Source organism: Paenibacillus sp. GXUN7292, from assembly GCF_050864975.1.
Lineage (GTDB): Bacteria > Bacillota > Bacilli > Paenibacillales > Paenibacillaceae > Pristimantibacillus.
In genome coordinates this window covers 18,869-45,573 of sequence record NZ_JBOZWO010000030.1, presented here as the reverse complement: position 1 = coordinate 45,573, position 26,705 = coordinate 18,869, and the positions used below count along the sequence as shown (strand labels likewise).

Annotated in this window: 16 protein-coding genes; 1 reads left to right on the top strand and 15 read right to left on the bottom strand. The window is 46.7% G+C overall.

The annotated features are described in order from the left end of the window. Positions 1–170: 170 nt before the first annotated feature. The 4 genes from ACRRU2_RS20875 to ACRRU2_RS20860 all read right to left on the bottom strand — a co-directional run bounded on the left by ACRRU2_RS20875 (position 171) and on the right by ACRRU2_RS20860 (position 9,485). Positions 171–5,621 carry a bacterial Ig-like domain-containing protein gene (locus ACRRU2_RS20875; protein ID WP_432504702.1) on the bottom strand — a complete coding sequence of 1,817 codons (5,451 nt, stop codon included), beginning with the start codon at positions 5,619–5,621 and terminating at the stop codon, positions 171–173. A gap of 700 nt (positions 5,622–6,321) precedes the next feature. Beyond that, a complete protein-coding gene (locus ACRRU2_RS20870) occupies positions 6,322–7,350 on the bottom strand; it encodes a Gfo/Idh/MocA family protein (protein ID WP_331697738.1) in 1,029 nt (342 codons plus the stop codon). A 213-nt stretch (positions 7,351–7,563) separates the two neighbouring features. Beyond that, positions 7,564–8,472, bottom strand: a complete 909-nt coding sequence (locus ACRRU2_RS20865) for a Gfo/Idh/MocA family protein (protein WP_432504698.1) — start codon at positions 8,470–8,472, stop codon at positions 7,564–7,566. Next, a complete protein-coding gene (locus ACRRU2_RS20860; RefSeq protein WP_432504695.1) occupies positions 8,469–9,485 on the bottom strand; it encodes a Gfo/Idh/MocA family protein in 1,017 nt (338 codons plus the stop codon). The genes ACRRU2_RS20865 and ACRRU2_RS20860 overlap by 4 nt, the downstream gene beginning before the upstream one ends. A 222-nt stretch (positions 9,486–9,707) precedes the next feature. Here ACRRU2_RS20860 and ACRRU2_RS20855 point away from each other — a divergent pair, with 222 nt between their 5' ends. Then, complete coding sequence (locus ACRRU2_RS20855; RefSeq protein ID WP_432504692.1) at positions 9,708–10,898, top strand: ROK family protein; 1,191 nt, start codon at positions 9,708–9,710, stop codon at positions 10,896–10,898. A gap of 12 nt (positions 10,899–10,910) precedes the next feature. Here the strand turns inward: ACRRU2_RS20855 and ACRRU2_RS20850 are convergent, their stop codons facing one another. From ACRRU2_RS20850 to murA, 11 genes are all read right to left on the bottom strand, one after another. Further along, positions 10,911–12,095 carry an N-acetylglucosamine-6-phosphate deacetylase gene (locus tag ACRRU2_RS20850; protein ID WP_432504690.1) on the bottom strand — a complete coding sequence of 395 codons (1,185 nt, stop codon included), beginning with the start codon at positions 12,093–12,095 and terminating at the stop codon, positions 10,911–10,913. A gap of 1 nt (position 12,096) precedes the next feature. Continuing rightward, entirely contained in the window at positions 12,097–12,801 is a 705-nt protein-coding gene (locus tag ACRRU2_RS20845) for a glucosamine-6-phosphate deaminase (RefSeq protein WP_432504738.1), read from the bottom strand. Positions 12,802–12,943: 142 nt separating this feature from the next. After that, complete coding sequence (locus ACRRU2_RS20840) at positions 12,944–14,569, bottom strand: response regulator transcription factor (RefSeq protein ID WP_432504687.1); 1,626 nt, start codon at positions 14,567–14,569, stop codon at positions 12,944–12,946. A 1-nt stretch (position 14,570) separates the two neighbouring features. Continuing rightward, entirely contained in the window at positions 14,571–16,379 is a 1,809-nt protein-coding gene (locus tag ACRRU2_RS20835) for a sensor histidine kinase (RefSeq protein WP_432504684.1), read from the bottom strand. Positions 16,380–16,890: 511 nt separating this feature from the next. Further along, positions 16,891–18,264, bottom strand: a complete 1,374-nt coding sequence (locus ACRRU2_RS20830) for an extracellular solute-binding protein (protein WP_432504682.1) — start codon at positions 18,262–18,264, stop codon at positions 16,891–16,893. 106 nt (positions 18,265–18,370) lie between these two features. Then, on the bottom strand, positions 18,371–19,207 hold the full coding sequence (locus ACRRU2_RS20825) for a carbohydrate ABC transporter permease (protein WP_432504680.1): 837 nt from the start codon (positions 19,205–19,207) through the stop codon (positions 18,371–18,373). A gap of 14 nt (positions 19,208–19,221) precedes the next feature. Continuing rightward, a complete protein-coding gene (locus ACRRU2_RS20820; RefSeq protein WP_432504678.1) occupies positions 19,222–20,163 on the bottom strand; it encodes a carbohydrate ABC transporter permease in 942 nt (313 codons plus the stop codon). 36 nt (positions 20,164–20,199) lie between these two features. Further along, positions 20,200–21,219 (bottom strand): dienelactone hydrolase family protein, encoded by a 1,020-nt coding sequence (locus ACRRU2_RS20815; RefSeq protein WP_432504676.1) that lies wholly within the window; start codon positions 21,217–21,219, stop codon positions 20,200–20,202. Between the two features lie 39 nt (positions 21,220–21,258). Continuing rightward, on the bottom strand, positions 21,259–22,500 hold the full coding sequence (locus ACRRU2_RS20810) for a DegT/DnrJ/EryC1/StrS family aminotransferase (protein ID WP_432504674.1): 1,242 nt from the start codon (positions 22,498–22,500) through the stop codon (positions 21,259–21,261). Between the two features lie 129 nt (positions 22,501–22,629). Further along, on the bottom strand, positions 22,630–24,414 hold the full coding sequence (locus ACRRU2_RS20805) for a polysaccharide deacetylase family protein (RefSeq protein WP_432504671.1): 1,785 nt from the start codon (positions 24,412–24,414) through the stop codon (positions 22,630–22,632). A 788-nt stretch (positions 24,415–25,202) separates the two neighbouring features. Then, positions 25,203–26,615, bottom strand: coding sequence for a UDP-N-acetylglucosamine 1-carboxyvinyltransferase (gene murA, locus ACRRU2_RS20800; RefSeq protein ID WP_331697751.1), 1,413 nt, complete (start codon positions 26,613–26,615; stop codon positions 25,203–25,205). Positions 26,616–26,705 lie beyond the last annotated feature (90 nt).

The window sequence follows — 26,705 nt, the reverse complement described above, 5'->3', positions numbered from 1 at the left end:
GGCAAATAGCGGAACGTGTGACCATATCGATTGATTGAAAGCAACAACCGCCCAGTATTCCTTTCAATTGTTTATTACCTTATCGTCGATATCGCATCGAAAGCCGAATGCACCAGCCGAATACAAAAGAAGAAGCCCTGCAGCACAATGCCGCAGAGCTTCTTTTCATGCTATTGCCATGCTATATTGTAGAGTCTGTAAATTAGAGCGGCAGCTTCCGCTCTTGTAGATAATGCTTGCGGCTTTAATTGCCGCTTATCGTCGCCTTTAACGATCCCCATTTGCACTAATGCCAAAATATGAGCACTCGCATAATCAGCCACAAGACTGTAATCCGTATACTTATCCAATAAAAGCGTCTCATCTGCTTTTTTCTGTAATAGATTTGCAGCCTGCAGCGCGCGCGACATAATAACAAACATCTCTTCTCTCGTAATAACTCCGCGCGGATCAAAGCTATTATTTCCTTTGCCGGCTATTATTCCAAGCTGCTTCGCTATCGCAATATCTTCATAATAATAGTCAGTCTGCTTAACATCCGCAAAGGCATCGGCTGCAGCGCCGGTTAGTTGAAGCGCTCTTACAATTAATCGAACAAAATCTGCTCTCTTTATAGCTGCTTCCGGGGCGAAATGTTCCTCTGACATTCCATTAATGATGTCTTTGGAAGCCATCACCTCTATATCCCGCTTCGCCCATGGCGTCTGCTGCAAATCGGCGAACGTTTTGGGAGCAAATATAAGCTTAAATATACCGACCCGTACTGCTGTAAACGAAACCTCACCACTAATCGGATCATATCTTCCACTTGCTACAGCTGTAGTGTTACCATTTTCATCCACATGTTTAATCGCTAGTAGCTCCGGATTGTCAATCTCTTTCCCTTCCAGCATATAGGTGGCGTGCAGCTCATAAGGCGCCATCAGGCCGAAGCTGTCTATCGGCTCGCCATTATGGAGCAAACGCAGCTCCCAGATCTTTTTATTAGGGTCAGCTGAAACAGCTATTGTAAGCAAATCCGATTGCTGCCAATGTGTATTGTTTAGCAAGCGGCTAGGAAGCCTTAGCGTCGCAAGCTCAGATGCCAGTACAATATCGCGTGACTGCTCCTGACCTGCCAATACCCAGCCTGGCAATGTTACCTCATAGCCGCTTTCATCCCCAGCTGCCTTCATCTGAAACACTACAAACTGTGTGCCCGCTTGGGATTCCGCTCCTTCAATCGCTTGTCTCAGCTGCTGTTCACTGACGCTGGCAATTAGCCTGCCATTATCGCTCTTGGCGACCAGTTCAATTGTAGAACCGTTCACTTTGTTCTCTGGCAAAGTAATCCCGCTATTGCCGCCTGCTCCAGGATAAGTTCCTGGCGCAATAAATTGCAAGAAGCTACCTCTAATAATAGACCCGTCTGCAGCCCGTTGATAAGGCAGACTCGGTATTAAACTCGCAAAATGGCGGTCCTGCAATATCGTCCCCGCCTTATTTTTAGAAACCTCTCCATCAAACAAGTAATTATTGTTCGCTTGCAGGGAAGCCGGGTAATTATCCTTGGCTGCACTGCTGTTCTGATAGGAAATAAAGCCGTCGATCGTAAAGTCAGTCGCAATGCCGCTGTAGGTTGTAAAGCTCAGGTTGCCGCCTTTATTATCAAAAGCAATATTGTTGACAGCAATTACGCCTGGATTGCTGTTGCTTGTAAAGCCGTATGCGCCATTGCCAAAGGCGATGCTATTAACAATTTTATGCGGCACATGAATGCCTTCTCCGCCAAGCTTGAAGCCGTTCTTATCGCCGGCGCCTGTAACGCCGCTTGTTAAAAATCCGTTGTTGTATGCAATGCTGTCCTCAATCAATACAGCCCCTATAGCTCCCGTGCCTGCCTTCGTATACAAATCCCAGCCGTCGTCAATATTGTTATGGGCGATGCAGCCTCTAAACACGTTGCCAACGCCGGAGGTTAATTTGGCAGCAAAGCCGTCTGCATTATTGTCGGAAGGATCACGATTGTCAAAGGACGTACTGTTTAAGATCAGGTTATGGGACGGCCACTTTGAGCGGTCGTTTTCTGTACTGTCAGTACGGCTGATTTGCAGCCCTGTATCGCCATTTTCATAGAAGCGGCTGCTTTCCACTATGTTATAGCTTCCTCCGATTGTAAATCCTTTTGTATTTCCAGCTGAACGGGTTACGTCCAGCCCCTTGATATGCCAGTAGCTGCCGCTTAGCACGACTCCCTCTGATTTTTTATCGAAATCTAAAATAGGAACAGCACCCGTATCGGCAACAAGATACTTCATCTTGCCCGGCTTGCCGTCATTATATTTGGCTATTTCTAGCTTGCTGCTGCGCACATATCGGCCGTCAAGCATAATGATCCGCTGGCCCGCCTGGACAAATGCGATAGCCGTATCCAAATCAATAGGCTGTTCACGCGTCCCCGCTGCCGAGCTTATTCCCTCTGGGGAGACGTAGATATCCCCGGTAAAGCTTTTTACTCGCACCGTAAAATTAGTGACTATTTTATTGTAAGACGTCAAATACTGGCTATCATCGGGCAAAAATACAATACTGAAATTTGTATGTCCAGTTGACGCCAACTGAGCAGGTATTCTCGTCTCTTGATCTTTTTGTACCGCAATTTCATCTGCAATAGATATTTGCCCCTGCTTCACCGATATGGAACCATTGACATTCGCTTTCACAATCAGTTTATAACTCGTGTCAGCTGTTTTGTCCAGGGATACGACCTGAACCTGCGGCTCAATTGCAGCTGGAGGCGGCAGGCGACGAGGCTCATCCGTATCGGCGGCGCTTATTTTTAACTGTACATTGCTCACTTCAATAGTTGCTAATCGGGCCGCATAGAATCCGACATACAACCGATTATTTTGAACGCTCAAAATATCCGGTTCAAACAGCAGCTGCTCCGGCTCGTCATTAATACGCCCGATAAATCCGCTGTTTGTTTTAGCCAGCGTCAAGCGATACGGCTGGGCTGGAACTGTGTTGCCCGGAGCCGGCCGCTCGTTGCGCAGCATAATTGACTTGATCCCTTCACTGCCTGCTCCATCCGGAGAAGCTACCCCTGTTCTGGCAAATAGCTGCGTGCCGTTCGGATTGGTTGTCGAGCCGCTGAATCCGCCGACTGCCGCGATATTCGAAGCAAACACACTGGAATTGCCTGCTGCGCCTATAGCATCGCGCGCCATTAGGCCAAAGGACTCTTGTCCGTCATGATTTGGCTTGGCATATTCAATAACTTTAATATCCGCGCTTAATTCAAAGTTGTCTGCAATAGCATCGAGCTCCGTGTAGTAAAAGGAGATGCCATCATGATCCCCTGTTATTTTGCCTGCGCTCCCGCCCAAGGCCTCCAGCCGGATTGTTCCATCCTCCAGTACAGTAACCTTGTTATTAGTTGTAGAGGTCGATTGTCCAAATCGAATAGTGCCCCACTCTTGCTCAGCTTCTTCGCGTACCGTTACCGGCAAGGAAACCGTCGCAAGTTCGGTATTTACAGGAATGATGGAGATTACGTATGTCCCGGCTTGAGTGGAATCAAACTGAGAAGCATCGATTGTATATTGAGAGCTGTCCAACAATTCGGTGTCACCGTTGTCGTAAACTTCCGATACTAATAGTCCAGAGTTAGAGAAGGGCTCGCCAACCGAGTACGTCGTACGCGGGTATTGCGTAATTGCAATAGCTTGCAGCTTCCTCTCCCTAACTTCGATTTGAAGCTTAAGCTCCTTGTCCTTATAAGTGATTGTAATTTCTTTCATTCCCGCAGTTGAGCTGTCTAAAAATGAGACGGTATATTCGCCGTTCATGAGGCGTACCTCAGATCCGTCATTATACTGTGCAGTTAAGATTATGCCTGTCAGATCAAGCTCGTCCCCTAGGTAGTAAAGCTTTTTCACCGGTTCTTGCTTCAGCACCAGCTCTGTCAATAATGAAGATTTCACTTCGATAGCAAAAGATGCCGTTATTTCAGGCATATCATTCGCTTCTACTAATACCGTATAGCTGCCCGCCTCTAGCAATTTATAGCTGGAATCTGCGACCGTACCATTTATAAGTAACTTGTAATCGGCTTTCTCCAGCTCAGCTGTTTGATCATTATTGTAAGCAGCAGTAATGACCAGTCCATCTGGATCGAAAAAATCACCGATATAATAATCCGTTTTGGCAGGATAATATTTCACTTGAAGCTCAGTTATAGAAAGCGGGACAATCGATAAAGCCAGCGACGCACTCTGCCCTCCATAATGAATTTGAATCGAGTTGGTTCCTTCAATGCCGCTATTAAAGCCCGTCACCACATATTGATCCTCTGTAAGACTTACACGCGTTCCATCCTCATAAACGGCCGTTACCTGAAGGCCTTCTGTTTGCAGCGCTTCACCGACCAAATATGTTTTTTTCATATTTTCCGCATTAATTTCGAGGGAAGCCGCTTTATTGCTCTCTATAGTAAGGCTATAATCTGAAAATTGAATGCTCGCATCTCTTGCCACAAAAAAACCTGCGTAAATCGAGCTGCCCCACATATTTGCTGCTGTAAATACCGAAAGCTCCCCGTTAACCGAGGCAATATACAGCTCACCTGACTTTTTCAAGCTAATCTGGTAAACCTCATTCGCCCCTGGCTTATTAGCCTGGCTATATGGCATCCCTTTAGTAAGCACACCATTATTTTGATAAAAAGCCTTCATGTCCGTGTCCAGTGCTCCAACAGCAACATAATTCGAAGATTGCTTCGTGGAATCGCCATGCTCGCCAACTTCGCTGCGCAGCATGAAGCCGAACGACTTTTGATTAGGCGTGCTTATCGAGCTTTGACTATTAAAATGAACCACCTTTGCAGTTGCTGCTAACTCAAAGTCTTCCTCAGCCGGCAGCTGCTGAAAGTAGAACGATAAGCCTTCGTCGCCCTGTGCTATTTTTCCTCCAGAAGCCTCAAGCTTGATTGCTCCATCCTCTTGAAGCTCGGGCTCCGGATTACGGGAAGCGGCCGTGTTCGAACCAAACGCACGAAAGACCCACGCCGTATTTTCCGCTTCTAATGCAGCTAGCACTGCCGCGCCTTCTATAGAGTTATCTTCTTCAGGTGCACCTGTTGTGGAGGCTTCCTCTTTTGGTTCTTCTGCTGCGGATACTTCTTGCGATCCCCCTTCTAAAGACCCTTCTAAAGACACCCCTTCAACTGTCCCCGCAATGGATGCATCCTCATCTAATGCCCCCGCTGCCACTTTTTCCAGTGCCCCAGTTGCATATGCTTCATTCTCCAACGCTTCATATATAGGCATAGCTTGTACAGGCGCCACAATAGCTGCAAAAAGCACAACCACCACTAACCATGCCGCGATCACGCGCACCCGTGACTTATGTAATCTGCTCCAGTTGAAAAAATGCTTCATATACTGTTCTTTGCTTTGTGACTGAATATGATAGGCTGGTTGATTGTTATGCATGTACTGACTACTGACTGCTGGTTTTGCATGCCCCGATGGAGTACTGCTTATTAAACCATGTTCATTCATACCTGTCCTGGAACTTTGCCATTTTTCATGTTCAGACAACGTAGTACTCTTTAGCGGGCCCGCATTACTATGTTGCATCTTATCCTTTCCTCCTTCTTCTTGTCACTCGTATTAGCTTTCCATCCCAATTAAAGCGCTTACAATTGATAAACTCAATAATCATTAGCCCATATGTTGCTGAAGCCTTGTAGCCATCGGCTTTAATAGCTATACAGCGTCAGATCAGTTGCCGCGCATGTACTCTAATGACACTTCGTCATCAAGCCGATTATTTCTTGTTACCGCTCGCGATCTGGCATAATTCAACGAAGCGCAGTAGGAAGTTGATTAATTGTGGATACGGCAATAGCAATCGAAAGGGAAGTTACTACTTAGCGAAAATGAGCTGGTTTAGAAATGTAACGAAGCACAGATGCGCTATTTGGCAAAAATCAGCTGGTTTAAAAATGTAACGTAGATCTGTTGCGCTATGTGTGAACTTTTCACTCATTTTGGCACTGTTAGGGGCAAATAAGATCGTACAGATTCGTTAGATTTTCAAAAGGAGCTTTTTAGGCGAAATAACGCTCTCACGATTCGTTAGAAATCAAGAGAAGAGAGCTTGGGTTGAGTTTGTGTGAATAAATACTGTAGCTTTTGTAGTGGCTTCTGATTATACCTATCATACTGTTAGGCTAGCACATAAAAAAACAAATCAGTAGTTGGCTGATCTACTAATACAAAAAAGCCTTGCAGCAGCAAGGCTTAACTTTAAATCTTCATTAATAACTAAATATAATTACAGGAATACTTCCTTGCCCGTACGCGAGGATTCATAGATCGCCATAATAACAGCCACCGCTTTACGCGCTTCTGCACCGCTAACGAGCGGCTCTTTATCCTCTATAATGCAGTCGATCAAATCGTCCAGCAGAATGATATGGCCTGCATGCGCAACTTTGGAAGGATCCGCGCCCGGGTTGCCGGCATCGCTTTGCGAAGCAGGCTTTTCAAGCTCGCCATCTATCGCTTCCCACGTTTTAATGCCTTCGTCGCCAAATATAATAGAGCCCTTCTCGCCATGCAGCTCAAACCTAGTTTCTTGCGCAGGATAGACTGAGGTTGTTCCTTGAATAACGCCAAATGCGCCATTGGCATATTTTAAAACGATTACTGCAGTATCCTCTACTTCAATATCACGTACCAATGCAGCAGTATGAGCGAATACAGACACGATATCTCCCATCATCCATTGAACAAGGTCAATGCCGTGAATGCCTTGGTTCATAAGAGCTCCACCGCCATCATGCTCCCATGTTCCGCGCCAGCCGGCACTCTGATAGTACTCAGGACTACGATAATACTTCAGGTAAGCGTCGCCCAGCACCATACGGCCCAGCTTGCCGTCACGGATCGCCTGTCTTGCCGCAATTGCCTCCGGCATCGTTCTGCGCTGATATACACAGCCCAGCTTCACCTTATTGCGATCCGCAGCTTCAATAATGTTGTCGATTTTCTCAAGTCTAATATCCAGCGGCTTCTCGCACAAAATATGCTTCCCAGCATTGGCGCATGCAATCGCAGCTGCCTCATGCATACCGCTTGGCAAGCAAATATGAACGATATCTAATTCCTCCAGCTGCAGCATTTCGTCCAGGGATGTAAATACATGAGGCGCGCCGTAGGTCTCGGCAAACTGCTTGCCCTTTTCCAAATCGGTATCGCAAACTGCATAAATTTCAGCTCTTGAAACTTCTTGAATCGCTAACGCATGAATTTTCGAAATAACACCTGCACCCAAAATACCGCATTTCATCGTTTTGCTCACTCGAGTCACCCCATTATAATTTTAAAATAGCTGCAATAAAGAACTGTATGCCGACTACCTTGTACAACCCAGCCCCAATAACCTCAGGCTGCTGAATAAGTATACAAGGGAGAGTAGACAAGTGCCCGTGGTAACTAACTACATTTTATGCATCTAGATTCACCTTTTTTATCGAAAAAACGATTCTAAGTGGATTTCATGTATCTAGTCCACCTAAAGCTTAACGGTTTGACCCGTCTTTCTGCTCTCGTTGGCCGCTTCGATAAAGCGGATAATTTGCAGCGTTTCGGCCTGCTCGATATCTGCTTTTCCTGTTTGGAAAAGAACCATAATTTTTTCCAGCATGCTGGCATAATAAGGCTTTGCATGTGCGTACACATCCACAAACTGGCTGCCTTTATCTCTATGCACAACTGCGCCGAACTGATGATTTGCTTTGCGGTTGCCGCGAATGGTGCCGATACGTCCGTCAGCCCATGTACCGACAATGAGATCATGGTCCTCATTCGTGACAGAGCGTACTTCCACACAGCCTGTGCCCAAAGCGCGGAACAGCATTTCTACGGTATGAATGCCATACCAGAACAAGCCAGGCTGTGTTTCCTGCATTGCGAGCGGGCCATAGCAATCGATGCCGAAAATGTCGCCATGCTGATCATCGGCAAGAACCGCTTGCAAACCCTCTGCATAGCGAAGGGACGAACAGCTCATAATCGGGATATTGTTCTCGTTCGCCAAACGGAATATTTCCTCCGCATCGCTGTAGCTCACTGCCATTGGCTTATCGATAAATACCGGCTTGCCATACTGAACAATGCGCTTGAACAACTCAAGATGCACTCTTCCGTCTACCGATTCCAGCAAAACAACATCACTTTGCTCTGCCACAGCCTCTGGCGAATCCACGATTTGCACATCGTACTTCTCCTTAAGCTCCTTCGTGAAATTTTCTACCCTGCTGTAGCTTAGTTCAAAGTCAGACGAACCGCCCGGATAAGCAACAACTACTTTTCCGCCAGGCACATGATAAGTATTGTCCTTATTATTCAGAAGATCTGAAAAAGCTGTTACATGCGAGGTATCCAGTCCGATCATGCCAATTTTCAACGCTTGGTCGCTCATATACGCACACCTTCCTTTATGTTAATAATTTCAATTTGCTCATCTGCTTCAATCGTAGCCAGCGTCGCAGCAAGAATATCCTCGCTGCTTAACAGGAACTGCTCTCCTCTTACCCGGTTAATAAAATCTCCGCTAATAGAGGCTGCCGCTTCTGTAAGCTCCACCTTAGCCGGCTCTTCAGAATTAGTCGTACATAGGAAGAGTGATTCTTTCTCTACAAAAGGATCTCCTGCAAGGCGCAGCTCTGCAAAGCCTTCCGTGCCTGTTACGCAAATACGGCCGTCTCCCCAGGTCCAGCTTTTGCCCGGCGTATACCAATCGGCATACAGCTGCGCCGTAACTCCGCCCTCCATAACGACCTGTACACTGACTGTGTCATAGAAACCAGGATGTTCAGGAAGCAGACGCTTGGTCATATTCCCCTGCGTTTTCACGATTTCTGTATCCGTAAACCAGCGCAGCAAATCATAATCATGAATAAGCAAATCGATTAAAATGCCGCCGCATTGCTCTTTTGAAAAAAACCAAGACGGGCGCTTGTCAGGATTCAGCAAATGAGGCTTGCGCATGCTTATAGTGACAATATCCCCAAGCAAACCCTGATCGATCTTTTGCTTCAGCGTGTAAATCGAAGGGTGGAATCTCTCAGTAAGCAGCATGCCGACTTCAATTTTCCCTCTTTCAATTACCGCCTTCAGCCGTTCAAAATCGCGGCGATTAGTCACAGCAGGCTTGTCGATCATAATAGGCTTGCCCGCGCGCTCGCAGCGCTCTACAATATCAATTTTTTCATTGTTGATCGCAGCGCTGCCAACAATATCGGCTTCCTGAATCAGCTGCTCAGCATCGTCAATTATCGGAATATTATATTTCTCCGACATCGCTGCTGCGAGCTCATGATTGCGCGGCTCGTAAATGCCTATGCCCTCATGTCCAAGCTGCTGCATTTCCTCCATAAAAATTGAAATATGCCCGTGTTCGCAGCCAATAATTGCAAATTTCAGTTTCTCCATCGTATAGCCCCTCTCCTGCTTTTTGCTTGAAATACTAGGAAAGTATAGTTTTAAACTTATACCCTTGTTCCTCTATTTCATCGGTCAACGCGCCTTTCTAAAGAACGGCGAAGCCGTTTATCCTTGGTTGCAATATTTGTAATCTCCCTGCTATGATAAGATCACCGTTCGAATAAGACTATTTCGAAAAAGTGACTATGTTCAAATACGAGGTGAGCTTCAATGACCAAGTCCAGAGGCCGTGGTCCTACCATCGCTAAGGATATCAATAGAAGACTGGTCTATCAGTTAATTAAGCAAAAGCGCATCACTTCTCGCGTAGAGGTTGCCAATGAGCTGAAGCTTAATAAAAATACAGTTAATTCCATCGTGGACGAAATGCTCGCCCACGATTTTATAATCGAGCGCGGTCCTCAAGAAACGCAGACCGCTGGGCGGAAGCCAATTATTATTCATTTTAATGCCAGCAAGAAATGGGCGATCGGCATTCAGCTTACATCGACTGTCATTCATTGGACAGTTACTGACTTGCATGCAAAGCCGATTCATTCCTTCTCTGTACCGCTGCAAGCCTGCACGCCTGAACATGCCGTGCTTGCCATTGAATTTGGCGTCCGCGAGCTGCTCCGCACATATCCGATTGACAGCTGCATCGGAATGGGCATCGGCGTTCCCGGCCTTATGAATGCAGAGACAGGCACCATTATCCGCTCCAGCCATCTGAACTGGAACAACATTCCTTTCCTTAAGCTGCTTAGCGACAAAATCGGTTTGCCGATGCAGCTCGACAACAGCGTTAAGCTTGCTTCCTTGGGCGAAGCTTGGCATGGCCTCGGACAAGGTGTTTCCAACTTCGTCTACTGCTATTTTGGCAACGGCGTTGGCTGCAGCATTATGATGAACAATATGATCCTGCGCGGCGACGTCAATGCTGCCGGCGAGCTGGGCCATATTGTGACTGAGCCGGGCGGCGAGCTTTGCGGCTGCGGCAATCGCGGCTGCCTGGAAACATCCATCAGCCTGCCGGCCATTATGAAACGCTTAAAGCCATATAGCGTATCCGCAACGCATCAAGCACCGCTTGATGCAATGGAATGGATAGCAGCGGAGCTGAAGCAAGGCAGCTCTCCTGTTGTCGAGAAGCTGGATCAAGTTGGCGAGCAAATCGGACAAGCGCTAAGCTACGTTACCAATCTGCTGAATCCCAAGTTGATTATTTGCGACGGTCCGTTGATGGAAGTGTCTGACTATCTATTTCCGATCATAGAAAAACAACTTAAAGCACGCTCCGTGTCCAGCACGGTTGATAAGCTGCAGCTGGCACGTTCCGAGCTATTCCCGCTTGCAAGCTGCATCGGCGCAGCCGCTAACGTGATTCAAGCATGGGAAGAAGTGCTTATCGCATTCGATTAAGTGATCGGCTGCTTACAAGCCCGCATCAAATACTCGCTTCCCTTGCTTGTATACTTCCTTAATCTTCAATGGAGCATTTTCGTTGCCTGCCCAATCAAATGCAATCAAATCAGCTGGCGCTCCGGGACTAAGTCCCTGCCTGGCATGAAGACCCATAAAGCTTGCCGGAAGGATAGATGCCATATCCCATGCCTGCCTCAAGTCAGCCGTCTCTGTACATACCAGATGCTCAACACCCCGGCCGAGCATCTGAGCCGAGCCGGCGAGCAAGCGCGCATCCTGTGCCAGATGCAGCCTGCCTTCCTCGGTCAGTACCACCTTGCCTCCGATATGCGTCTCATACTCTCCTGGTTCCAGACCGCTCAAATAAACCGCATCGCTCACTAAAAACAATTGGTTGCCCTTAGCTTTCAGCATCACCTTGAGTACAGCTGTCGGCAGATGAAAACCGTCAGCAATTACAGTTGCAGACAATTTTTCGTTAGCAAGCTGGTCCCAAATATAATTAGGGTGACGGGGCAGCATTTGATGAGCGCCATTGCCCAGATGGGTGCTCAAGCTGGCGCCCGCTTCGACTGCCGCCTCCAGCTGAACGCTACTAGCAGCAGTATGGCCGATAGATACGGCCACTCCCGAACGGACACAGTCGCGAATAAACGCAGGCGCCTCATCCCATTCCGGCGAAAGCGTTATCAGTTTGATCAAGCCTCCAGCCGCTTCCTGCCAGCGCTCGAACATGGCAAAATCCGGCGGTCTGACAAACTGCTTGCTATGAGCGCCGCGCGGGCCATCCTCTGGCGATATAAAAGGCCCTTCCACATGAATGCCTGCAATGCTGGCCGCTGTCAGCGCGTCTTCCCCGCAAGCTTTTGCGATAGAGCGCACCATCTCCTCGATCGTATGCGGAGCATTCGTAATAACCGTCGGATAATAGGTCGTTACGCCTTGTGCCCACAGCTTTCTAGTAACCTCGTGCACAGCTGATGTTTCAATAGGAGGGGTATTGAAATCTATCCCCCAAAATCCGTTAATTTGCAAGTCGACAAAGCCTGGCGCAATAATAGGCATCTCACGATGTTTTTCGGTTGGTTTTACAGCATCTATCATACCATTATTCCATATGATTTGAATGGCTTCGCCTGTTCGATAATCAATTCCTTCAAGCTGCTTCACAGCAGCATCAGCCGCGCAGGCCATCTCAATTGCGCCCCCCTTCATAAGAGTCGGCATCAACATATAACGTACAATTAGAATGAGTCCGCAAAATAGTAGCAGGACAAGCGGTTGATATCTCATCATGCAAGGTGCGCGTTACAGCTTCACGCTTAGTTGGACCCGGCACCATACAAAACAGCCGTTTGCCGGCCATCATCGTTGGAATCGTCAGCGTCAAAGCATGCGTTGGCACAGCATCTACCGCTGGGAAGCATCCGTCATTGACTTGCTGCTGGCGGCAAGGCAGATCAAGCTCTACCGGTTTAATAACAAATGAATCATTAAAATCTGCTACCGGCGGATCGTTAAACGCAATGTGACCGTTCTCGCCGATACCTAAGCAAATTATATCGATAGGCGCTTCTGTAATCAGTTTGCTATAACGCTCGCACTCCTCGTCAACTGTGCTGCTGCAATCAATTAAATGCACTTGTCCCGGACGAACCAGCTGGAATAACCGCTCCTGCAAAAATTGACTGAAGCGCTGCGGAGCATCAGCCGGCAAGCCGATATATTCATCCATATGAAATGCCGTCACTCTCGACCAATCGATGCCTTCTGTATGGACTAGCGCATGCAAAAATTCATTTTGCGATGGAGCCGCTGCAAATACCATACGTATGCTGTCCTGCTCTGACAGCAATTGCTTCATATGATTGGCTACATCCGCTGCTGCCGCTTCGCCCATCTGCTGGCGAGTCGCAAATGCCTGTACCTTCAACTGCTCGAATTGCACGTTCAACCCACTCCCTCCAATTAATATAAATATTATACTAATTAATATACATCATCCCTGACAGCACTGCAATCTAAAAAAAAGCAGCTATGCCCTAAATCTGATTGCTTCTTTGTTTTCTGGCGTACTCGCTCGGCGTAAAGCCTGTGAACGCTTTGAAGCATTTCAAAAAATAGCTTTTATTATCATAGCCAAGCTTCTCAGCAAGCTCCTCTACCGTGCTTGCCGTTTGGTCAATAAGCTCCTTGGCCTTTTCCATCTTTGTTCTCGTTGTAAACTCTACAAACGTTTCGCCCGTCTCCTTTTTAAAGAGCCTGCTGAAATAGCTCGGATTCAGATGCAAATAATCTGCAACCTCTTCCTGTGTCACTCTTCTGCTGATAGCTCGCATCACATAAAGCTGCGCGTCTGTAATTTCTTTACGCTGATTTTGCATATAGACCTTATCCATAACCGGAAAAGTACTGTTCAGAACTGAAGCAACCATTTCCAGCAGCTGGTCCAGCGATTCGGCATTCAGCACAGACTGATGCAGCACCTCCAGCGTATAATCTGAGCGGAAATGCTGCAGCGATTTAAATTTCAGCTGCAAATCCATCATAATTTTCAAAAACCATTCTCTAACCGTTTTCGGCTCATAAAGCTTGCCCGCTATAAAATCAGCCCAGCAGCTAATAACGGCATCAACGCGGTCCGCAGCTTGCTCGATTGCAATTTGAATAAATTGATTAAGCGCTGTTGCATAGTGAATATATAGATCCTCACTGGAATATTGTGCAGGACGAGTGCAAATCAGCACGCCAGGCTTTGAATAGAAACGCGCCTCCACTGCATGAGCAAGCAGCCGCAATATGCTTTCTCTAAGCATTACTTCGTCGTTCGCCTTGTCTCCGATTACGAACGAAACATGAATCCGCAAAAACTTAGTAAGCGCCCTTTGAATATTGCCAAGCATTTGCTCCCGCTCATAGACGCCATAATGACGATGCTTCATATAGTCAGCAGGGAAAAGCAATATAACCTTTCCTGACGAATGGCGAAATATAGCAACTTTCTCCGGTCCCTGTGTCAGCTCCTCAATCACATTACCTATCGCGAATGTAAAGTTGTCCGCAGAAACGAACCGTTTCTTAGCCTCCTCGTATCGGTCTATGATGCAAACGACAGGAATATAGGCCGTTCTCGAAAAATCGATACCATTATCTTTAGCCTGCTCGGCAAGCCGTTCAGGAAATAGAGGCGGATGATAAAGCAAAGCGTTCATAAATTTGTCCATCAGCAAATACGCACTTTCGTTTTTCATTTGCTGCAGCCGATTAATACGGCCGCTTTCCTTATCCATTTCCTTAAGCTGTGCGGCAAGCTTCTGAAGCAGCGCGACGACGGACTCTATTTCTATTGTTTCTTTTAAAATATAATCGTCTACCTGCAGCCTCACTGCCTGCTGCGCATAAGAAAATTCATTATGACACGATAATATGGCCACCTTCAGCCGCGGCTGCAGCTCCTTCATTTTTTGAATCAGCTCAAGCCCGTTCATATGCGGCATGCCAATATCGGTAATTAAAATATCAGGCAGCTGCTCCTCTGCGGCAGCCAGAGCCTTCAAGCCATTTTCATAGCAGCCCTGTACCTGCATGCCTAGCGAGCACCAGGGAACTGCCTGCAGCAAATATTCAAGCACAGGAAAATCATCATCTACCAGCATAATGTTAAGCATGCTATTCACCACGCCTTAAAGGTATTTTCAAAGTAATTATCGTCCCTAAGCCTAGTTTGCTTTCAATTACATATTGAAAATCTTCGCCATATATTAGCTTTAACCGCTCAAATACATTTTTGAGGCCTATGCCTGACAGCCCTTTATGAACCTCTTCCTTTTTTGCAGCCGCTTGCTTATCCGAAGCCAGCCTGTCAAGAAGCTGACTCAGCTCCTCCCCGTTCATGCCGCGGCCTGTATCGCTTATTTGAACATGCAAGCAGCCATTCTCATTATGGGCCGTAATCGAAATAAGCCCTGAATGATCCTGAAGTCCATGTATAAGCGAGTTTTCAATAATCGGCTGTATAACGAAACGCGGCACTTCGATCAGCGCTGTCTCTGGCAATATATCGATATGAATCTCGTTCGAATCATTCGTCCTGAAATTCATCAGCTTAAAATAATGTACTACCGTTTCTACTTCCTCATGAAGTGTAACGAATTCATTGTTACGGTTAATCGTCATGCGCAGCAAGGAGGACAACGAGCTGATTAAAGCCGCATTTTTATCATCGCCGCCCAGCTTGATCTTCAGCCGGATCGAATTAAGCACATTAAATAAAAAATGCGGATTGATTTGCGCCTGCAGCATTTCCAGCTCCGCCTTGCGTTTGCCTGCCTGCTCCAGCGTAACCTGATGAATCATCTCCTCGATCCTATCGAGCATTTGATCAAAGGACTGCCCCAACTGGCCAATCTCATCACTTGCTTGCATACGGGTGCGATACTGCAAATTGCCTGACTCTACCTTCGATACGGCACGGCTCAGCTTAAAGATCGGCTTAGTAAATTGTCTGACCAACGTAACGAGTATGAGCAAGAACAGAATAAAGAACAGCGCCTGCACAATAACATTCGTACTTTGCACTGCGTTAATCTGCGACAGCGCCTCCTCGTAGGGCACCATGCTCACCAATCTCCAGTCCGATATCGATAGCTTACGGTCAAGCAGCAGAAATTTTTCACGGCCTACCTTAATAATGCTGGAGCTTGATTGCTCATCTATTTCATCAAAGTGAGAAAATGGCTGTCCAATTTGGCTTGCATCCATATGAGAAAGTATCGTGCCGTTAGAATCCAGCAGCATAAACTCATGATTGGATTTATTTTTAGGAAATATATGGCTGATTTGTTCTTCGCTCAAGCTGACGATCAAATATCCATCCGGCTTTGAGGAGAAGCTTTTGATCGTCTGGGCAATCGTAATATAATAACGGCCTTCCTCGCGGTCATCCTCCAAATAGGCAGGATGCGTGCCGATCCAGTAGTTGTAAGAAGAATGGATATCATTTAAATGCTTAAACCAGGGCTCATGCACGATCTGTGCAGCATCATAAAGCAGGTTCGTATAATTCGTGTAGGTCGTTCCGTTATTTAAAACGATTGAAATATGCGTTCTTTCTCCAGGGAAAGAAACATTGTTCAGCTTTTCGGTAATTTTTTTGGTGTTAAAATAATCGACAACAAACTGCGCTTTGCTGTCGTCTATATCGGCTTTTGATTTTTGCCTCACAATGGATTGAATCTCACTATCGAACTGGACAAAGTTAGTGACATACAGCATTTTATTAACCATATTTTCAATATAGCGGTCAATTACTTCTAGCGAACCTAGCGCATTATCAATTGCTTGGCGCTGAATGACGCTCTTAGTGTTGGCACTGGATACGATAAGGGTAATAACAGCAGGCAGCATAAGACATAGGATCGAGGATAGGATAAGCTTCTGGCGCAGTGAGACACGACGCATCGATGAATTCTGCTTCATAAGTTTGACCTCTTTGTTGTTGATTTAAAGGTGAAACGGCTCCGCCGTCCTTTGGAAAGGCACGTCTACCGATGATACAGGAAACAAAACCCCCAGACTCATGAAGTCAGGGGCACAAATAATGCCTAGCATGCAGCCGCTTCGTAACACATATCCTACAATCAACTGTCAAAATTGCGTTAACGGTTGCCAGCGAGGCTATTTCGATGTTTTTGACCAAATTAATATTATAACGGTTGTCATGGGCGCTATTGTACCATTTATTGAGCAAAATCAATGCTTTTTGGGAAATTAAGCGCAATAGCGACCGTTAGAAAATTTGAGCTGTCATTTTTGCACAAATAGCGTTTGTGGCAACCCTTAGAAGTTCATCATTGCTCGGTTTACTCTGCGGCGAAGCAAGCCAACTCGATGGGCAATCGCATTGCGAACGTTGAGTTATAACAGAAGGAGAGTGCACATCTGCTCACTCCCCTGCCTCGATCGTCTATTCTATTTTATTGAGCTGTTGCTATTTATTATTAGCTACTACCTTTTCAATTTGCTCCTTGGCTTTAGCTAATGATTCCTCTACATTTTGCTCGCCCAAAAGCATAAGCTCGAATTGCTCCATATAGGCTTTGTTGATTTCTTCCGTATAAGCAACCGGAATATCTCTTGTAGTTGCCTTTGAAGCATTGAGCGTGTACAGCAGCGACTCTTTATCTACCTTAGAAGGATCCTTGGAAGCTTGGATGAGAACGTCAATCGCAGCAGCCGTATCTTCCTTCTTCCAGGATGACAAATACTTTTTCATCATTGGAAGTCCTTCAGTCGTGAAGAAGCGCAGGAATTTATACGTTTCTTCCTTATGCTTGGAAGTCGAGACAACACCGACAAAATTGGAGCTCATAGCGGTATAGCCATCAGGATCTTCCTTGTTGTTTTTAGGCATTGGAGCGAAAACGGTTTCAAAGTTAGCAGTAAATTCATTCGTACCGCCTGCTTCTCCGATCATCCAGGAGCCGATCGGCAGCATGCTCGCTTGCCCGTTAAAGTATAGAGGACGATAGGAAAGTTTTTGTGAAATAATTTCCGGATACGGTGTTACCGATTTGTCTACATGCTCCGCTTGATAGCGGATTTCAAGCGATTTCTTAACGCCGGGATGATCCACGTTAACGGTGTGGTCAGCCAGCACCAAATCGCCTTGAGTAGGCTGATTCCATAATCCTAACACAAAATAATCGATCCAGGTATGGAAGTAGGTCCCATATCGCTTGTTCGGGCCATCCCCTTTGGTCATAGCCTTCGCATAAGCTAAATATTCATCCCAAGTCCAATCTTTTGGTACCTCTAGCTTAGCTTCATCCAAATGCTCTTTGTTCAAAATCACAAACCACTGGCTGAAGGAGCCTGGCAAACCATAATATTTACCTTCAATCGCTGTATCAATCTTGTATTCATCGTTATACACAAGACCTTCTGCTTTCATTAATTCATCAAGAGGCTCGAGCAAGCCATTAGCTGCACGCTGCGAATAGCTGCGGGCATCCGGCAGCAAAATCGCATCAAGCTGCTCATTGGACGCTGCCAGCAAATCGATCTTCTTTACGTTGTCAGCAGCGCTTGCTTCATTTAAAGGTACAAACTCAACTAAAATGCCAGGGTTCAATTCTTGAAACTTGTCGATGATAGGCGCTAAATCCTCTTGCTTGAATGAAATACCATCGGCATGAAACTTAATCTTTACCTGCTTGCCATCTGAACTTCCATTTCCAGTCGAAGCTTGCCCTTTCGGACTTTCACTTGGGCTAGGCGTGCCGCCTCCGCCGGAGGAGCAGGCTGCCAGCATGACAATCGCCATAATCAAGCATACGGTAGATATCCATCTTTTCTTACTCAATGTATTTCCCCCTAAAATAGAATGTAACCGCTTTACATACAGCCTATCAAGAAAACGCTCCTATGAAAGTCAACTTATTTGACTTGTTCTGAATTTTTTTGACTACTCAGCCTTTTACTCCGCCGAGCGACAAACCCTCGATAACATGCTTCTGTCCGATTATAAAAATAATAAGCAGCGGCACAATAGCAATTACAGAGCCGGCCATAATAAGAGAATAAAATTCTCCGTAGGCATCAGCAAATTTGCGAATTCCGACCTGCAAGGTCAGCAGATTTTCCGATCGCAGAAAAATAAGCGGGTTTTGGTAGTCATTCCAAGTCCATATAAAGCGAAGAATACCGTACGTCGCGATCGCCGGCCTGACCAGCGGGATAGCGACAATGGCAAATATGCGGAAATGTCCCGCTCCGTCTATTTTAGCAGCCTCTACATACTCTTTATTGATTCCCATAAAAAATTGCCGCAGCAGGAACGTCCCCAGCACACTGAAGCAGTTCAGCACAACGAGGCCAAGATGTGTATCAAATAATTGCAGCTCGCGGAATATAATAAATTGCGGCACAAGAATCGCCTGATTCGGTATCATATACGTAGCAAGTACAATCATAAACGCGATGTTGCTTCCTTTAAACTCAATTTTCGCAAAAGCATAAGCTGCCATACATGAGAATAGTACAGAAACGAACGTAGTTGCAAGCGTCACTTTAATTGAATTCCAATAGTATAAGTATAATGGATATTGTCCGAGCCATACCTCTTTGTAGTTTTCAATTGCCCTCCAGTTAGTCGGAATCCATTCGATCGGATACTTGAATACATCAGCCTCAGGCTTCAAGGAGGTAGATACCATCCACAGGAAGGGAAGCAGAAAGATCAAGCCTAACCCAAAAAGCAGTACGGTGGCTGCTAGCTTGCTCATTTGCAATTTGCCAGTTTCCATAGTTGACCTCCTCCCTAGTAGTTCACCCATTTGCGCTGGCTAAACCATTGAATAATTGTAATGATAAAAATCGTCAGGAACAGGACAAGCGCCATCGTCGAGGCGTAGCTCATTTTCAGATGAATGAACGCCGTTTCATAAAGCTGGAACACGACAACCGATGTAGAATTTGCAGGCCCGCCCTTCGTAAGCACTTGAATAATATCAAACACCTTAAACGTGCCGATAATGCCTGTAATCAATAAGAAAAAAGTAGTGGACGAAAGCATCGGCAGCGTAATGCTGAAAAATTTCTGCCTTGGCTTCGCGCCGTCAATTTCTGCAGCTTCATACAATTCTTGAGGTATAGCCTGCAAACCGGCAATGTAAATGATTAAGTTATAGCCAATCGCAACCCACACCATAATCATCATGACTGATGGCAGCGCATAATGTACATCAGCCAGCCATTTGGGCGGACTGTCCATGCCCAGCGATGCCAGCACATTGTTGACCGGCCCATAGGACGGATGGAACAGCACCTGCCAAACCATAGCGACAGCAACAAGACTGGAGATGTATGGCATAAAATAAATAACTTTGAACAAGTCTTTAAAATAAACATGCTTATTAATAATGACAGCGAGCAAGAGAGAAATAATTAAAGTCGCTGGAACGACCAGCATAAGAATCGCATTGTTAGTCAGTGATTTCCAGAACAGATCATCAGCCAGCAAACGCTCGAAATTTCGCAAGCCTACAAATTCTATGCGTTTAAAGCCATGCAGGAAGTTCCATTCCGTAAAGCTGAGAAATAAAGAAATGATAATTGGCAGCAGCGTCAATAAAGTTACGCCAATCAGCATGGGAGATATAAAGAAATAGCCATATAAATTTTCAACCAGCTTCGTTTTGCTAAACCGTTTGCGTTTGTTAACTGCAAGCGCAGCTTGTTGTGGTTGTAACGGATTACTCATTTAGCTCGTTCACCTCGCACTCTTTATTCAAGACGCTTAATGCGCCCCTTGCGCCAGCATGCGGTCCAAAAAGCGGTATGCCAGGCTGCGCATCTCATCGGGAAAATCATGTGCCGACGTGCCGATATACGACTGAAACAGACTTCCAGCGCCCAGATAATCATAAAGCTGGTGCAGCTGTTCCGCAGCCTCTCCAATCGTCTGCCAGTGCGGCATATATTGATCCTGCTGGGCGATCCAAAAAAATAATGGGGCCGGAGCCGCCAAAGCCGCAATTTCGTGAAAGTCAAAATCGATCAGCCCTTCGCCCCTTAGCTCAGTCAGCTGCGGCAGATGCGAAAACCAGTCTCTTTTTCCCCAGCGATTAGGGTCTGGATCTCCTTGGAAGGTAGACAAGCCGCAGCTGACCGCCGCAGCTTTAATTCTTGTATCCATTCCAGCCAGGAAATAAGCATTATAACCGCCAAGCGAGTGACCAATAGCTCCAATTCTGTCCGCATCCACTTCAGCCAGGCTGCTTAGCAAATCGACGCCGTACAAATGATCGACAAGCATTTTGCCTACTGCGGACCAGGTTGGATACTGCCTGTCGAATGAAGCGGTATGAAAAAACTCCTCGCCGTTCGCTTTGCGCTCGCCCGCAGTAATCGTATCCGGCGCCAATACTGCGTAACCTCGCTCAGCTAGCTCCAACGCATACCTTCTGCCTTCTCTTCCGCTTCGGAGCGCAATATCATCCTTGCCTGAATTCGCCGTCGGATGCAGCGCTATAATAGCAGGAAAGCCATTTGGCGGCATAGCAGTATGAGGGATTAGCAAATAGGCAGTTACTTGATCGCCATATGCCGTTCTGTAACGAATATGATGGCGTGTATGGCCAGCCTCCTCCGCAGTTGCCAGCCGTTCATAAGAAACAAGTTCCCGCTCCGGCAGGCCGCCCATTACATGCAGCCATCTTTGCTTGATTTCGGCTCTTTTGTGAGCCCATTCTTCCTGGCTCTGCAAACCTTCTATTAGGGAACGCAGTCCCACTTGCTTCTCGTCGGATACTTCCATGTTTACTCCCCCCTCACACTGCAACGCTCGCATATACGCCTACTTTTTATAATAGGAAGCAACCTTTGCAATACCGGCAATCATATCCTCGATGTCCTGATCTGTAAAAAATTCATTTACTTGCAGACGCACAGCCGTTTGCAAAATGCTCTCAGCGTTTGGACATAGCCCGCGCCCGTAAGTAATGCCTGTAAGGTCGAACGGAAAATGCGAGCCAGGATATGCTGTTCTGTTCTGGAATAGAGGCTGCATATATACAACGTCAGGAATATAGCCTGCCATATTCGGAATTCCTTCGGCTTCCAGCGCTGCGCAAAACTCAGCGCGCGTACAGGTTAATTGTTCAATATCGAGCCTGAGCATATAAAACCAGTACGTGCAATCATTGCCCGGTTCTACCTTATGCACCTGGATTCCCGGCAAGTTTTCAATGCCTGCAGTAATGCGGTCCCCATAGCGTTGACGCTGTCCGCAAATATGCTCCAGCTTCTTCAATTGGGCAATGCCTACTGCGCCCTGCAGCTCTGTCATGCGATAGTTTGGAGCAAGCGCATGCAAATCACGCTGCACGCTGCTGCCGAAGCGCTGATAGTTTTTGTCAGCAAAGGCATGTGTAACATGGTAATCGGCTTCCTCTCCCGAGTTCACCGTTACTACGCCGCCGTCGCCAGTTGATATATGCTTGAAGTCGTTTGTGCTGAAGCAGCCATAATCGCCGATCGTTCCGACAAGTCTTCCTTTATAGCGGGTCAAATAGCTTTGTGCGCAATCCTCGATCACTTTAAGGTTATGCTTGCGCGCAATCGCCATAATCGCATCCATATCGGCAGCATTTCCTGCAAGGTGAACGACGACAATCGCTTTCGTGCGAGGCGTAATTTTTGCTTCAATAGATGCCGGGTCCATATTGTAGGTGTGCGGATCGAGATCAGCAAACACTGGAATTGCATTTTGATATAAAATGCCGACGAGCGTCCCTTGATCCGTAATCGGGCTTGTAATCACCTCATCGCCTACCGTTATGCCTGCAGCGCCTAATGCAACATGAATCGATGCCGTTCCGGAAGAAGTAGCTACACTGTAGCGCACGCCATACAGCTCATTGAAATCTTTCAGAAACTGCTTCACCTTTGCTCCAAAGTGATAGAACAGCGTATTTTGATTCAACGCCTCTACCAGCTCGGTTACTTCTTCGAATCCAAACCGTTTGCCTGTTCCGAATGGGGTTGTTTTTACTTTGCTGCCGCCATTAATAGCTAATTTTTCATTTGTGTTAATCATTTTTTCCGCCTCCCATTTTTGAGTAAAAAACGATAAACGACTTTGCTGTCCTTTGGACATGCATATTGACCGACGAAATAAATGCGTCAGAAACCTTTCTGGACATGCTTAAAACGAATACTGGCTCTTTTATATAAACACTTGCTGCACACATGGGATACCGTACAAATAGGACATATCCGCTTGCTTTTCCGAGGCAGGTACCCATACGATAACCGGCTGCTTGACGGAGCTGCACTCAAGCCGCACCTCTCCGCTGTTATTTAGGCCTGTAATGCGAACTTCTCGTCTCTCGCGCTGCCAGTCATTCACCTGCTGAGACGTCCAGAAGCTATAACCGCGCTCCCTTGCCTTCTCTACTAGCTCGCCGATCGCTCTGCGCACAGGCTCCTTCTCATGAATATGAATCTGATGGAATAGAAAATGGGCAACTCCGCCCACCTTCGCGATCTGCTCCAGCAGCGGCTCAACAATCGATGTATCTGACAAGGCCGGATGATTCATGTCCTGAGTAACAAAACCAATTTCAAGCACATCGTACAAACGATTTTGCTCATCGAACCAGCTTATCGGAAAGTAAGGCTGACAAGTGCCAAATAGAAATCCTACATTGCCCCGTTTCGTAGGCCCTCTTGTTTGATCTACTGCAATGCCGTTATCCTCGCACCACTTAAACAGCTCTCCCCAGCCTTCGTATCTCGTATAGTGATTTTTGTTCGATACAATCGGATTGACACCGGTCGCCGCGCGAACCCATTCCAGCTGCCGCTTGAAGGCGTCAGCACCCCACACGCCATCCTCTTTTTCTAACGCGTTGTAGTGTAAAGCAAGCTCATGGCCCTCCTCCAGCACGCGAGTATAAATAGCCGGGCTGTACCCTGGCTCGATCATGCACCAGGTGGACGGCACATTCAGCTTTTGCAGCACATCGAGTGTCGTTTCCGCCGTTTCATCTATGTTAAAATCGCTATCGAACGAAATAAGCGCTACTTGCTCTGTACCTTCTGGCCATTGTCCGACGAAAGGAAGCGTCAGCCCGCGGTCTAACGCGCATCTGATCAGATGCGCTACTAACAGCTGTCTCCAGTAATCGGCATATGGATATGCAAAATACGGCATGCCAGTGTCTGTGTGCTTCCGATCCAATTGCCAGTCCAGTTCTATACCATCATCAGCCTTCAAAATATTTTCATTAATTGCAGCCGTTCCATCCGGTGCAGGAATACCGTCAGCCAGCACTGGCTTGGTTCCTAGCTGCAGCTGCGCTACGGTTGTTGGAATATCAACTGCCCAGCGATGGATAGCACCGCTGCCAGCTTGCCATTGCTGCAGAAGCGCTCCATCTTCTACAGCATCTGGTGATATACGGTGCAGCGAGCCATAAGCGGCAGCGCATTGTTCGGTATGCCACGCCTCAGCCCGCAAATAACGAAGCGGAACTGGCGCAAGCTCGTATTCTGGCAGCAGCGCGTAGCCTGTCTCTGCTGGCGTACGTTTATGAACGCCGAGCCGCTCTGCAAGTGCCTGCAAGCCACCGTATGAGATCAAAACACCGCCGCTGTCTGCATAGCTCCAAAGTCGCCCCGCCGTCTCCTCATCCTCTGCCGTGACAGAGGCTATCACTATATCGGCATCGCATGTATCCAGCCCGCTTATTTCTGTAATGGTGCGGAACGGAATACCTGCATGCGCAAGTATTTCTTCTATATAAAGCTCGAATACATTAAGCCCATATTTATGGCGCTTCTTTTTTGATTCAGAGTCGATTAGCACGACTACACTAGCCATTTTCAACGCAAGCACCTTCTTCTGTTGGTAAGTACAGTCATTGTAGCAAACCGCAGAAAACGCCATAAGAAACTGCGTTGACCGATTTAAAAATATTTTTACTTCTCCTCTAAATTTCTTCTGCAACGGATGGACTCTCGTGTACTATTTACCGTGAATTACAAAAACGCCAAGTTTCTTAAAACTAAGTACAGGAAATCAGGCCGTTGAAAAACGCTAACGGAACTTGAGGGTGTCGATTAATTGTGGGCAACGATGGATAAGCAATGAGAAGGGGGAACGGAGAGCAAGAATGGGAATGGTGAAGCGGCAGCGTCCGCCTTTGTAGGCCGATTTTATCCTTTACAGGGGTTATTTCATCAAAATAATTGGACTGCAACAGCGGTCGGAATCCCAATCTTGATCGCAGTGGCACCTCTTTCTATTGCTTGTTGCTATATCCAATTAATCGACAGTCTCCTTGGGCACGCTATTGTACGGAAATCAGCTTATTCTAAAATCTAAAGGAACTGAGAAACCTTATTTACTCAAAATCACTACCTAAGCGGAGAAAAGATCACCTATAGCGCTCCACAGTTCCGTTACAGTTTTAAAACACCTTTTTTTTTTGCAAAATAGAGCCTCTCAGTTCCGTTACAATTCTAAACAGATGGCATTACGACTTTTGCTCGGTTATTTAGGCTTACCGCTTACTGCTTAGGTCTGTTATCCGGGCTATTTAACTGCTGCGGAGCTTTTTCAACACGCTGAGGAAATACAGTTAGCTTGAGCGCGTGAGTGCTTGTTTCAAAAAAGTTAGTTTTAGCGTATGAACCAAACGTTTAAAAATAAAAAAACTGCTGGTCCTGCCTTAAAGGCAGGAAACAGCAGTTTCCATTGCAATATTATAGTGTTTATATAGCCTTGGCTAAAAATTATGCCCAAGACGGCTGTACCTTCAATACAGCAACATCCTTATCCCGCTTGGCATAGACGGCATCAGCTTTATCCTCGACCATTTCTTCCGCCGCCTGAACAACGTCGGCAGTTGGAATCGAAGCAGCAGCTTCAGCACTTTCTGCAACAGGTTCTGTTTCCACGCGGAAAATATCGGCGCCTAGAGCAGCCAGCTTGCCTGTAATATCCACATAACCGCGATCTACATGGTGCAGGCCAGTTACTTCTGTTTCACCATCAGCACGCAGCCCGGCACAAATAAGCGCAGCTCCAGCACGCAGGTCTGTAGCGCATACTTTGGCGCCAATAAGCGGAACCCCGCCAGTTACAACGGCTGAACGTCCCTCCACTTTAATTTGCGCGTTCATTTTGTTGAATTCTTCAACATGCATGAAGCGATTTTCAAACACAGTTTCCGTAACGACGCTTGTTCCTTCAGATGCAAGCAGCAGCGCCATCATTTGCGACTGCATATCAGTAGGGAAGCCTGGATGCGGCAGCGTTTTGACATCTACCGATTTAAGCTTTCTGCCAGCGCGCACACGAAGACCATTGTCGCTTTCTTCGATATCAACGCCCATCTCCTGCAGCTTTGAAATCACTGGAGTAAGATGATCAGCAATCGCTCCCTCAACAAATACATCGCCGCCTGTAATGGCAGCAGCAATCATATAAGTGCCTGCTTCAACACGGTCCGGAATGACATTATGCTTGGCGCCATGCATACGGTCGACGCCTTCAATGCGGATCATACCTGTTCCAGCGCCGCGAACCTTGCCGCCCATTGCATTAATATAATTCGCAAGATCGACAATCTCCGGCTCTTTAGCAGCATTTTCAATAATGGTCGTGCCCTCTGCCAAAGCAGCCGCCATCATAATATTTTCGGTTGCGCCTACGCTTGCTACGTCCAAGTAAATTTTGGCGCCTTTAAGACGATTAGCCGCTTTGGCTTCGATAAAGCCCTGTCCAAGTGTAATCTCAGCGCCCATCGCCTCAAAGCCCTTCAAATGCTGGTCGATAGGACGCGTTCCTATTGCGCAGCCTCCAGGCAATGATATGCGCACCCTGCCTATTCGGGCAAGCAGCGGTCCCATAACAAGAAAGGATGCCCGCATTTTGCGAACCAGCTCATAAGGCGCTTCATAGGCATGAATAATTGGCACGGAAATCCGCATCGTTTCATTATTGAAAGAAATTTGTGCTCCTAAGCTTTCAAGCACATTCTGAATCGTCATAACGTCGTCGAGAAGGGGTACGTCATGGATGACGCTGTCACCTTCCGTCGCTAATAATGAGGCAGCTAGTATGGGCAAGACTGCATTTTTTGCTCCGCTGACGCGGACTGTCCCTTGTAGTCGCTGACCTCCGCGGACGATAATTTTAGTCATCTTTCTGTTCCCTCCGCGAGTAGCATTTTATTCTGCCATCCTGTTCCAGAGAAGCTGTTTCCATTATATTGCAGGAATCCGTTCTATGTA